Raw genomic sequence first — 12371 nt, 5'->3', positions numbered from 1 at the left:
ACATTCTATAGGAGGAGTCTTACATGAAATTTAAAAAATACGCCATATACAGTGTGATTGTGATCGCAATCTTGCTTTGCTTTTATGCGGTGTTTACATGGGGAAAACAAGGTCATTTATTAAATGCAGAAGCATCGACTTCTACACCAACTGCTTATGTCGAATCAGATGTCATTAATGCTAGCTTCAAAGTAGCTGGTAGAGTGGATCAATTGTTAGTACAAGAAGGACAGCAAGTGAAAAAAGGGCAGATTATTGCTCGTCTTGAAAGTAAAGAATTGCAGAATAAAGTAGCGCAAGCTCAAGCTGCGGTTGAGACAGCGAATGCTAATGTAGCTCAAGCCCAAGCTGGTGTTGAACAAGCTCAAGCTGGAGTAACTCAGGCGCAAGCAGGCAAAGTACAAGCGAGTGCAAGTGTGACCGAAGCCCAAGCCGCAGTGAATGCTGCACAGGTGAAAAAAAGTCAGGGCGAAATGACAGTGGATGTGACAGCGAATACCGCTTCTAGCAAACTGCAAGAAGCTGAAGCTGCTGCCAAAGCCGCTAAAGCCAAATGGGAAGCGCTCAAAAGTGGAGCCAGACCTGAAGAGATTCAACAAGCGAAAGTGAATATGCAAATAACCAAAGAAGCACTAGCAACTGTGAATAAAAGTCTCAAACGTGTGCAGCAATTACATACCAACGGGTTAGCTACCGAAGCCGCACTCGATCAAGCCACTATTGAACAAAAACAAGCACAGGCGAAATATGACGCGGCAGTCCAACAGCTCCAATTAGTACAAAAAGGAAGTCGTCCACAAGAGATTGCGGCGGCGCAAGCGCAATATGAACAAGCATTAGCAAGTATAAAAGAAGCGAAAGCCGGACAAGGGCAAGTAGCTTTGCAACAAGAAGGAGTCAAAGCGGCAACAGCAGGCATTGATCAAGCTCAAGGCGCTGTAGCCCAAGCTCAAGGTGCTGTTGCTCAAGCCCAAGGCGCTATCGAGCAAGCAACAGCTACACTCACCCAAGCCAAATCCAAAGTCAAAGCAGCCCGTTCACAAGTGAGTCAGGCGAAAGCCGCTTTGCAAGAAGCTCAAACGTATTTTAGCTATACCGTATTGCGTGCTTCTGTCGATGGAGTAATACAATCCAAGTCATTAAATGTTGGTGAAATGGCAAGTGCAGGCTTCCCGGTCTATGCACTGGAGACTACTAGCCAGCGCTGGGCGAAATTTTACGTAACCGAAACCGATCTGAATGGACTTCGAGTAGGTGATCCTGTTCAAGTGACTTTACTTTCTGGAAATACAGTCGTTAAAGGAAAAGTAAGTGTCATTGATGCCGCGGCTGACTTTGCGATTCAAAAACCAAGTCAAACTTCTGGTGATACAGATATCCGTTCATTCGGAGTCAAAGTAGAATTGCTCAATCTGCCTGCTACAGTACCTACAGGTTCGACGGTTATTTTCCATGGTAAAGGAGTTCAGTAATATGGAACGGTTTACGATAGGAAAAGTATTCCGCGAAGAATTGGGATTGATGCTTAAAGACAAAAAGCTGATTATTATTTTATTAATTACACCGATTTTATATTCTGTATTATTTGGATTTTTATATTCACATGAACGGATTACAGAGATTCCGATCGTTGTCTATGATGGCGACAATTCGCAATTAAGCCGGCAAATTATTCAAGCGTTCGATGCTACCGATACCTTTGCGGTTACCAAGCAAAGCTGGAATCAAGATGATATTGTCCAGCAAGTCGAAGAGGGACAATTTAAAGTAGGCTTGATTATACCTAATGACTTTTCAGCGTCACTCAAGCATGGTGAAAATGTTCCGATACTGACAGTGATTGATGGTAGTAATCTAATGTACTCCAACAGCGCTAGTCGAATTGCGAATCAGGTCATTAGTAGTGTGAGTGCAGGGGCATCAATGAAAGCATTGGAGCAAAAAGGAATGAATAGCAATCAAGCCAATTCTGTTTTTAGCACGATTCCTTTTCGTTCACGTGTATTATACAATCCGGTGTATAATTACAAATTATTTATGCCAATCGGTGTTATCTCTACAGCGCTTCAGCAATGTTTATTGTTAGGTATTGCTTTATCATGTACAAGAGATAAAGAGCTTGGCACATGGAGTCGGTTTTACCACTGGCGACATACCCCGTGGAGACTTGCGATTGCTAAGCTTACACCTTATTTTCTAGCAGGAATGGTCAATGTGATCACAGTATTCAGCATAGCGGCATTTGCATTTCATATTCCATTCAAAGGACAGTTGTTGCCTTTTCTTCTCATTTCGATTGCTTTTAATCTAGCCTTATGTGGATTAGGATTTTTGTTCAGTCTGTTCTCACGTACCAAAGTTGATGCTACCCAGACATTGATGCTGATCGCTGTACCTTCCTTTATGTTATCTGGTTATACATGGCCGTTAGAAGCGATGCCTACGTTTTTGCAAATGGTTGCCAAAGCGTTACCGTTAACTTATTATCTGGATGCAGTACGAGCCATTACTTTAAAAGGTCAGGGCATGTCCGCTATTGTGCAAGATATATTGGCACTTAGCTTGATAGGATTGATTAGCTTATTGATTGCCCTTATTGCTTATCCATTAGCGTTCAAAAAGTCTGAACAACAAGCAGGGGAAGTTATCCAAGTAGAGCAGACAACTGTAGAATCAAAATACTGATAGTATTTGCCCCATAAATATAGACATGGTAGAATAAGAAAAATTCAATATGACCAAACGCGAAGCACGCGCCATCCTTAACAGGGTAGCGCGTGTTTTTTTTGTTTGGGAAATACAAAGGAGAATAATAATATGTTAGAACAGAGTGCAACCAGAAAGTATCCCAGGTTGGTAATATGGAGAGTGATAGCTATACAGGCTTTTGCCAATCTTATTGGATTTTATATGGTATATATGCCTATTATGTTGGGGTTTGTTATGGCTAGGAATCAATTATTTAGCGTTCTACAGTAATCAAAAACAGTTTAACGTTTACAAAGATCATAAAAATCAGAAATACTTCAACACGATTGTATGTATAAGCGGTATCTTGATCAGCTTTTGTATGTGTTCTTATGTGATCCTTAAGAATTTCTAAGCAAAAACTTGTATTAGCAACAAATATATAGTATATTATATTTATCTTAATATTAAGATAAAAGGTTATTGTTAATATCAAGAGAATCAGATACTTCCAATAGATATACAATTTCGCTAATCACATGTGTTTGTGTATAATAGGAACAAGGAAGTGAAAGGAGAGAGTACAAATGATAGTAAGTTTGAATCGTATTAATGAATTGGCTAAAAAACAGCGTGAAGAAGGTCTGACTGCTGAAGAGAAAGCGGAACAGCAAGTCTTGCGTAAAGAATATTTAAGCGAAATCCGTGGACAGGTACTGAGTACTTTCTCAGGTTTGACTGTTGTGGATGAATTAGGAAATGATGTTACACCCGATAAAATTCGCATGGAAAAAGAACAAGGTAAACATCAATAAGATATGATTGGCTTTATTTATAATAAATATTCTACTGGTTAACAAAAGAACCTGCCTACTTTAGAGAGTGGCAGGTTTTTTTCTGTATTTATTCTTTTTATAAATACGCTCCGAATAATAGACGTGCTTGATCCCAATTGACTCTTAATTTGCCTTCCCAAGCTGCCCAGGGCATCTCCATATCGGAACGACCTTTGGTATTGTTGAGATTCACCTCTGGATCTACCATATCTTCAAATGAAGTCCATGTTAACGGGTCAAGTGATATCTGTGAATTAGGTAGAATCCCTGCGATTGCTAACGTTTGTAAAATATCTCGCCTTGTGCCTGCATTTCCTTTGATTAATTTGGCAGCAGTAAGACGCTTCTCATATGAACCCGGAGTCTCATCTTCATGGGCTTGATCCAAATGATGTAGTAGATTGCGAAAAACATTGATATCTTCTTCTGTAGGCGAGACAGCAGGTAAGGTGAGCCTTTCTTGTAGATCGGTATAAACACCGATTACGGAATGGTACAGTCTACCTTGATACAACGAGTTCCGTATAGAAGCAATATTACTCCAATGTCCATCATGCGGTGTTGCATTGGAAGTTGAAAATCCACACACTCCACATGCTATCAGGCGACGTGCTGGTTGATAATCATGCTCAGGTACGGTTTTTGCAAAAAGTGTACTATGTAAAGTTGTCATTCCACGAGGGTAACTGCCACCTACAGCCGCTATAAATTCAGCGCTAGCACGTTCTAGCGATAACTGTTCATCTTGTCCCCAGACTCTAATAGATTCAATAAGCGTATTATGATCGATCGATATAATCTCGTTAATTTTCCAGTGATCTTGTTGCAATCGTTCACGTTCATCTGGTGTTACTGCTTCTTCACGATAAATAATGACCTGACGTGTAGCATCATAATCACTGTTTTGGTAATGATATAACTTTTTCAATATTTTTAATTTTTGTTTGTACAATTTGTTGTTATTCGTAGTCATTGTATAATCCTTTCTACTTCAAATGAGCTGTATATTACATTTACTATAGCTATTTTATAGAGTCACTTCAATATAAAAAGACGATCTTCTATACACAGAAGATCGTCTTTTTTGAATAACATAAGTACTGGTATTACACTTTATAGAAAACAGTAAGTATCGATTACACTTGATCTTTGGATTGGTATGGTTGGTCTTTTTGTTTGATCGAAGCATAGACAATAACACCAAGACCTGCAACAGCAAGAGAAGATAAAATAGGGTGTTTGCTTTCTTTTACATACACAGGAATATCTTCTTTAGGATTTTGAGCGGCATAGATAATATTTTCAGCAACAGAACCTGCTGGATAGACCATAACTTTATGTTTTTTCATCGTTTCGTTATATGGAGTTACTGCTTTGCCCGGATGAAGAAGCGTAATAGATACAGGAACTTTATCTTTAGCAACCTCTGCTCTTAGATTATCTGTCCATTCTTTTACAGAAAAATTAGAAGCGGAAGAAGGAACAGGGATCACTGTACCACGATCACTCCAGACAGCACTCATATTGATCAATGCGCCAGGAACGCCACGTTCTTTGAAATGATTGATAGCAATCTTCGAACTATAAATAATTCCGCGATAATTCATATTGAACATACGCTTGATATCGTCTTGAGTCGCTTCTGTAGAATCGCCAAGTAAAGAGACATCAGAGCTGTTCACCCAAGTATCAAAACGTCCAAATGTACGAATAGCGGCATCGGCAATCTTGTGAACATCTTCTTCTCTTCCAATATCTGCGGGAACCCATGTTGCTGGATATCCTTTAGCACGAAGTTCTGTAGCTAACTGGAGGAGCGCATCTTCATTTTTAGAAGTAAGTAGAACTTTTGCGCCTTTAGCTGCTGCCATTTTAGCTGTAGCAATACCAACTTTACTTGAAGCACCTGTAATAACGATAACTTGATCTTTTAATTTTTTAAGTGAAATAGACATAACGATGGTTCCTCCTTGAAATAGTCTCATTACCATTTTACCCTATCAACCGTATCGGCAATCATTTTGTTAGGAATGAATCATTTATATAGAAGCTAAATACATACTAATACTACACCAAATCAATAAAAATTAGAAATCTAGCGAGTCTATAAGGTTTTTGATGGCTCAATTAAGTATCAACGCTTACAATAGAAATAAATTACAAGGGAGGTGCTCAAATGGAAGAATTTCATTGTATGAATCATCCAGATCGTGCAGCGGTTCATCAATGTACAAGGTGTGGAAAGCCATTATGTGATGAATGTTATAACCCTGAGATGCAGACCTGTCGTGCGTATTGCAATAACCCTGCTACCGCAAGCACTGTAGAACCTCAACAACCTCAACCTAAAAATACATTTTGGCAAATTGTTGTAGCTTTACTGGCGATTGTGGGAGCATTAGCTTTACTGTTAGCAGCGATCTGTGGAGCGATGATCTATTCTTACTAAAGGAGTGCTTGAATGGAGTTTCCTGTCTATTTTTATTTAGGGTCATGGCGTATTCATCCCCATGTGTTGTTTGAATCGTTAGGTTACTTTTTAGGATTTCGTCTCTATTTGTGGACACGTCGACCTAGTGAAATGTCCAAGCTGATGAGTCTGCAAATATTAGCAGGTACGATTCTCGGAGCGGCGTTAGGTGCTAAGTTATTATTCTGGTTCGAAAATCCAGTAGCAACCTGGGAACAATTACGTCAGTTTCACTTGTTGTGGGGTGGAAAAACGATTGTCGGAGGATTGTTAGGAGGGCTGATCGGTGTAGAATTGACCAAGCGCTGGATCGGTTGGAAAAGCTCTACAGGAGACGATTTTGTCTATCCGCTAATACTTGGTCTGGCGCTAGGGCGAATAGGATGCTTTTTGACCGGATTGGATGATCATACGTATGGGATAGCAACAACATGGATAACAGGTGTAAATTTTGGTGATGGAGTTATGCGTCATCCGACTCAATTATATGAGATTGCTTTTCTAATTGTACTGGCAGTCTGCTTGATTCCGTTATATCGTCAAAGTCGTCTGTTATCTGTATTATCGTCTGAAGGTCAGACATCCACATCGTACACTTCCTATGTATCCGGTCGAATGTTCCAGTGGTTTATGGCAAGTTATCTGTTATTTCGATTTGTAATTGAATATATCAAGCCTACTTTGCATCCTTATTGGGGACATAATAATATTCAGTTAGCTTGTGTGGCTGGATTAATTTATTATAGCTGGCTGATCTGGGGCAAACGTAGAAATAATTCTCATCAGGTAAAAGCAATATAGTCGAATATTTGATCAATATATTGAAAGCAAATTAATCATTATCCTTACACTTATATTCTACTAAGCTCTACATATTATGATTACAACCAACCTATCAGACAATGCTATATACCTGTTACGTCAATATATTTTAGGATCTCTACCATAAAAGGAGCGATATATTATGCCTAAAAATCGACCGTATCTATATCATGAATTGACGAATAGTATCTGTACGACTTGTTACCGCAAAGTCGAAGCCAAAATTATTGAAGAAGATGGACGAATATATATGCTCAAGCGTTGCCTTGTACATGGGCCTGAAAAAGTACTTATTTCTACAGATGTAGAGTATTATCATCGCACACGAGAATTTATTAAGCCTTCAGAAATGCCTTTAGTCTGGAACACACCGATTAAGTACGGTTGTCCTTATGATTGCGGGTTATGCCCGGATCATGAGCAACATAGCTGTCTTACTTTACTAGAGATTACCGATCATTGTAATCTGCAATGCCCTATTTGCTTTGCTGAATCTTCACCTCATCGTACTTCTTATCGTTCGCTAGAACAGATTGCATTTATGTTAGATCGGATTGTAGAAAATGAAGGCGAACCGGATATCGTACAGATTAGTGGAGGAGAGCCGACAACGCATCCACAATTTTTTGAAATTTTAGATATGTGCAAAAGCCGTCCAATTCAACATATTATGCTCAATACAAATGGGATTCGGATTGCGCAAGATCGTGAGTTCACCAAGCGATTAGCTTCGTATATGCCAGGCTTTGAAATCTACTTGCAATTTGATAGCTTTGAAGCTGATGTATTGAAAGAACTACGTGGTGCTGATCTTAGGCGTATACGAGAAGATGCGATTCGTCATCTAAATAAATATAATTTATCGACCACTCTGGTAGTGACGCTAAAAAAAGGATTAAACGATACAGAAATCGGTAAAATTATTCAATATGGACTCAAACAAAAAGCTGTTCGTGGTGTCACTATTCAACCGATTCAAGCAGCAGGGCGCTTAGAAGGATATGATCCAGCGACAGATCGCTTAACCGTAAGTGAAGTCAGACAAATGATTATCGATCAATCAGAAGTATTTCAAGAAGATGATATTTTACCGGTTCCTTGTCATCCTGATTGTCTAGCAATGGGCTATGCACTCAAATTAGGACGTGAAGTGTTACCATTAACACGTATGATTGAGCCTTCAATCTTGTTAGAAGGGGATAGCAATACGATTGTATTTGAACAAGATCCGGTGATTCGTGGTAAATTATTTGAGCTGTTATCGACGGGTCACTCACCGATTTCTTCGGCACTATCGCTCAAAAGTCTGTTATGCTGTCTACCTCTTGCAGCAGTGCCGAAAGAAATTAACTATGATAATGTATTTCGCGTTATTATTATGCAGTTTTTAGATGCTTATAACTTTGATGTTCGGTCTGTCAAAAAATCATGTGTGCATATTGTCCATCCAGATGGGCGCATTATCCCTTTTGATACGTACAATCTATTTTATCGTGATGATAAAGAAAAGCTGTTAGAAGAACGAAAACAAGAGATTGCTACAGCTTGGGATTAATATGATTTGTAATTAGAACTATGATCATTGCTCAAAAAGGTCCGTTATACTATTGATGGGAAAACCTAGAGTTACTATGAGTGTGTATGGCACTGGTAGTGAGTCTAGGTTTTTTATTTGGAAATAGTGATAGCGAAGTAGAAGAGAAGGGTGTAGATATCAAAAATAAATAAAAAAGAGTATGCTATACAAAAAGGTATTATGGAGTGAATGAGCTCATGGAATATAAAACAGAACTCGAAAATTTTCTGACTAAAAGTGGTGAGAAATCGATACAATATATGCATTTGAGATTAGAAAGATTGTCTTATCAAAGTATTCTCTATATTGTAAAAGGACGTATGCTTGAACGAATAAGAACAAAGAGAGAAAACATTGAACAGTATAAGGATTTTAAAGAAGCACAAGTTTGTGTAGACGAATTGATTGAACAGCTAATAAAAGAAGGATTTACAAAACAAGATATGAAAATTTTACAAGATACAGATATAAAATATGCTAATTTAAGTAGAAGAGAAAAAGCTTATGTATATGACAAAGCGAAATGGCACTATGATGGGGACTATCCCAAAACATTATTGCCTTTCCAAGCTTATATACATACTGGAATGTTTGTCACTTGGCTTATAATAAATAATCTACTGACTCAGAAAATTGTAGATCAATATCAAGCAAGTATAAATCTAGTAAAGCAGGGTGAAATGAGCGGTGCGCATTTTTTTGAGGAACATCTTGATGGTTCACTTAGTTCAAATGATCTATCAGAAGAAGGAAATGCATTTGCACGTCAATATCTAAATAAAGATGATAATCTATATTTAGGAGATTATATCGATTGTTTGGCTGGTTCGTTACCTAGTGAATACCATGTGCAGGATTCTTTAGAGAATTATAAGAAATTAGAACCTGTTATCAACCAACGATACAGTAAATTTAAAAATTTCAATATATGAAAAATTCACAAAAGAAAAACCTAAAAATAAATACCATTCTAAAGGAGTGAGATCAATGAATATTATCATTTTTGGAGCCACAGGCAAAACAGGTCTTGAACTGGTGAAGCAGTCGTTAGAGCATGGGCATCAAGTCACTGCATTGGTACGTCATCCGGAAAAACTAACTATTAGTGATCCTAAGCTGATCATCGAAAAAGGGGACTTATCCCATTATGATGATATTGATCGGGTCATGAAAGCACATCCATATGACGCTGTTTTCTCAGCTTTAGGAGCGAAGACTCCTTTTCAAAGAGATCCTGTACTTACTGAAGCGACCAAAAACATTATCAAAGCAGCTCAAGCCAATCAGATCAGCAAATTTATTCATGTTTCCTTTATAGGTGTTCGCAAAGAATCGTCTCAATTAGGAGCATTATACAAATATATTGTCCCACTAGCGATGAAGAACTTAATCGCAGACCACCGAGAAAAAGAAGCTTTTCTAGCCAACAGTGGGCTGGACTGGATATCAGTTCAACCTCCGATTCTAACATCAGGAGCGAAAACAGGAACTTATATCCATGAGCCACATATCAATAAAGGCACTTCCAGTAAGAAAAAGCTATCTCGTGCTAATCTAGCTGATTTTATGATTGATCAACTGCATACTTCTGTATACCATCAACAAGGTGTTTTTGTAACCGAATAATAAGCAACAACGAAAAGGATCATATTTTGGTCCTTTTTTTGTGCCCAAAATAGAGGGGGAAGCGGCAACAAATATTTCATATTTCTATAACCATACTATCACTAAAATTAAAATTTCAACATATGAAAAATTCAAAATAACAACATCAAAATCATAAAAAAGAAAATTCTAAACATCTCAACCCCTTTGTCAAATAAAATATAGCGTATGTATTTCAAGCAAAATTACAAATTATTCACTGATATGCCGATATAAAGGAGGGCTTACATTAGATATAGGCTTTATACAACACATCAAATACATAGAAAAAGGGGTTATAACATGCTTGAGAAAAAGATTTCATTGGCTAAATGGGTAATATCATCAACGCTAGTAGTAGGAATATCTTTGGGGAGTAATGCACCATTGTTTCCTCCTATATTAAAGGTATCAGCAGCAGAAACAAATCATTCGAATCTTCAGATTGTAAGCGTTATTGATAAAGATCATTACTTATTATCTGATGGTTCAATGTGGGCGATGTCTATGAAAGGACCCTGGCATTCTGAATATCAATTTGAAGGGATTAGCGTAGGATCGAATCATCAATATTATGGTTGGACGACAAGTGGACAAGCCATGGGATGGGATGGTATCACTCAACAAATCGAAGTGATTGCAGGAATGAACAATGTTGCTCAAATCTCAGGCAATGGAATTGTATTACATAAAGATGGCAAAGTGGATATGATCGGATCAGGCAAACCAGATACTTTACCGAACAGCGTGAAGTTACTTGATGCATTTAATGATTCGTATGCCATACTCAAGCAATCTGGAGATATTTTATATTATAACAATTATCAAAATGGTCTAGGTCGTAAAATTGGATCTTATCCTGATGCTGTATCGATAAAACAAGATGAAATAGCAATAGCTGTTCTACGTAGTGATGGTAGCGTGACTTTGCTTGATCTGTTATCTGGTGATGCGCCTCAAGTCATTGCAAATGATGCAACATCTATAGAATGGCAAGGATCTAAACGTTCATTACTGGTAGTGAAAAAAGATGGATCAGTATGGTCGTATAGTCGTTCTAATGGCTTTGCCCCTCAACAGATCAGCGAACTCGCCAATATTGCGAAAGTGGTCTATTCACCTAACGGAATTTATGCTCAAACCAAAAATGGCGATTGGGTAGAAGATGCTAACAAAACAGTAACTCCACTTCAAGCACCATCTATTAGCGAGTTGAAATTGATTTTATCCAAAACCAACGCTTCAATAGGAGATAAAATAAATGCACAGATTCAAGAAGTGTATTCTAACGGATCTATAAATACTCGTCCGGCTAGTGCCAATGAATTGAGTGTAGCTCCGTCTCCTATTGCGGAAATATTAAGCGATGGTACGATCAAAGTAAAAGCGATTGGGAATGCTACGATTACTTTAACAACAGATACATTAACAGCTCAATCTCCGTTAAATGGAACAACAGAAGAAGCTTTAACAGGTGCAGTAATGATCGATGGTTCAGTCTATCTACCTTTACAGACTGTATTCAAAGCGATGGGTAGTACGATTCTAGTTGATGGCAATCAATTCAAAGTTAACTGGGGAACTACTAGCATAGTATTAAATAAAAATAGTGCAGTTGCTCAAGTTAACAATCAAGCAGTGAAGATGAAAGGTAAAGTTCAAACTTCTGGAAATCAGACTGTATTTCCAGCCACCTTATTATCAAGCATTTCCAGAGACGCTAAAGTGAATTGGGATACGAAATATCAACAAGCCCTGATACAAGTAAATGGTTCAACGATTACGATTCAATCAGATAAAACTTTAAAGTTAATCAAACAAGAAGAGATTGGCAATTTAACAAGACTACTTGGTAAGTCGTACTGGGTAAATTATTATCATAAAGCTGGTGAGCGATTTAGCAAAGTAACGATCAAAGATATTAACGCAGAAAAAGATGTTTATAATAGAACGCGATTTGTGATCCAATTTGGCGACCGTAAAGGTAAAGAGTATTTATCTGACCGATTAACTGGTGCAGAGATTACAAGCCTATTATCAGATACAGAACAATTTTTTAATTACGATATTCGTAGTAAATACAACTGGTCACAAGCAACATGGAATCGCATTATTAATGCTGAAGTTGTGGAGGGAATGACTAGCAGACAAGTATTATTATCCTGGGGAAATCCTGATAAAAAGACAGTCACTAAAGATAATGGACACACGATCGAAATCTGGTCTTATATCGGTGAAAATTATCTGAATATGCTAGGTATTGGTGATGGCGTTGTATATGAAATATTTAGTATTTAAATAAGAGAAGTATATAGGTTCGATATAAAAACAAGCC

General features: G+C 37.8%; 11 protein-coding genes. 9 read left to right on the top strand and 2 right to left on the bottom strand.

All coding sequences use genetic code 11. The annotated features are described in order from the left end of the window. The first annotated feature begins 23 nt into the window (after positions 1 to 23). The 3 genes from PQ456_RS12285 to PQ456_RS12275 all read left to right on the top strand — a co-directional run bounded on the left by PQ456_RS12285 (position 24) and on the right by PQ456_RS12275 (position 3503). A complete protein-coding gene (locus PQ456_RS12285) occupies positions 24 to 1472 on the top strand; it encodes an HlyD family secretion protein (RefSeq protein ID WP_273612543.1) in 1449 nt (482 codons plus the stop codon). 1 nt (position 1473) lies between these two features. Beyond that, the gene (locus PQ456_RS12280) at positions 1474 to 2685 is read left to right on the top strand and encodes an ABC transporter permease (RefSeq protein ID WP_273612542.1); all 1212 of its coding nucleotides are present in this window, start codon (positions 1474 to 1476) and stop codon (positions 2683 to 2685) included. A gap of 590 nt (positions 2686 to 3275) precedes the next feature. Then, the gene (locus PQ456_RS12275) at positions 3276 to 3503 is read left to right on the top strand and encodes a DUF896 domain-containing protein (RefSeq protein WP_273612541.1); all 228 of its coding nucleotides are present in this window, start codon (positions 3276 to 3278) and stop codon (positions 3501 to 3503) included. 97 nt (positions 3504 to 3600) lie between these two features. On the opposite strand, the gene PQ456_RS12270 is transcribed toward PQ456_RS12275, so the two are convergent. Next, entirely contained in the window at positions 3601 to 4497 is an 897-nt protein-coding gene (locus PQ456_RS12270; RefSeq protein WP_273612540.1) for a hypothetical protein, read from the bottom strand. 163 nt (positions 4498 to 4660) lie between these two features. Next, positions 4661 to 5479, bottom strand: coding sequence for an SDR family NAD(P)-dependent oxidoreductase (locus PQ456_RS12265; protein ID WP_273612539.1), 819 nt, complete (start codon positions 5477 to 5479; stop codon positions 4661 to 4663). Positions 5480 to 5700: 221 nt separating this feature from the next. On the opposite strand from PQ456_RS12265, the gene PQ456_RS12260 reads away from it, so the two are divergent. The 6 genes from PQ456_RS12260 (at position 5701) to PQ456_RS12235 (ending at position 12334) form a co-directional block, all read left to right on the top strand. Further along, a complete protein-coding gene (locus PQ456_RS12260) occupies positions 5701 to 5973 on the top strand; it encodes a hypothetical protein (RefSeq protein ID WP_273612538.1) in 273 nt (90 codons plus the stop codon). A gap of 12 nt (positions 5974 to 5985) precedes the next feature. Then, positions 5986 to 6795: a prolipoprotein diacylglyceryl transferase gene (locus PQ456_RS12255; RefSeq protein ID WP_273612537.1), complete on the top strand. Its 810-nt coding sequence runs from the start codon at positions 5986 to 5988 to the stop codon at positions 6793 to 6795. Between the two features lie 163 nt (positions 6796 to 6958). Continuing rightward, a complete protein-coding gene (locus tag PQ456_RS12250) occupies positions 6959 to 8371 on the top strand; it encodes a radical SAM protein (RefSeq protein ID WP_204823946.1) in 1413 nt (470 codons plus the stop codon). Positions 8372 to 8589: 218 nt separating this feature from the next. Next, positions 8590 to 9324 (top strand): DUF7832 domain-containing protein, encoded by a 735-nt coding sequence (locus PQ456_RS12245; RefSeq protein ID WP_273612536.1) that lies wholly within the window; start codon positions 8590 to 8592, stop codon positions 9322 to 9324. A gap of 55 nt (positions 9325 to 9379) precedes the next feature. Beyond that, positions 9380 to 10018 carry an NAD(P)-dependent oxidoreductase gene (locus tag PQ456_RS12240; protein ID WP_273612535.1) on the top strand — a complete coding sequence of 213 codons (639 nt, stop codon included), beginning with the start codon at positions 9380 to 9382 and terminating at the stop codon, positions 10016 to 10018. 321 nt (positions 10019 to 10339) lie between these two features. After that, the gene (locus PQ456_RS12235) at positions 10340 to 12334 is read left to right on the top strand and encodes a stalk domain-containing protein (RefSeq protein ID WP_273612534.1); all 1995 of its coding nucleotides are present in this window, start codon (positions 10340 to 10342) and stop codon (positions 12332 to 12334) included. Positions 12335 to 12371: the final 37 nt, after the last annotated feature.

The organism is Paenibacillus kyungheensis (assembly GCF_028606985.1).
GTDB lineage: Bacteria > Bacillota > Bacilli > Paenibacillales > Paenibacillaceae > Saccharibacillus > Saccharibacillus kyungheensis.
This window is presented reverse-complemented; position numbering and strand designations above follow the sequence as displayed.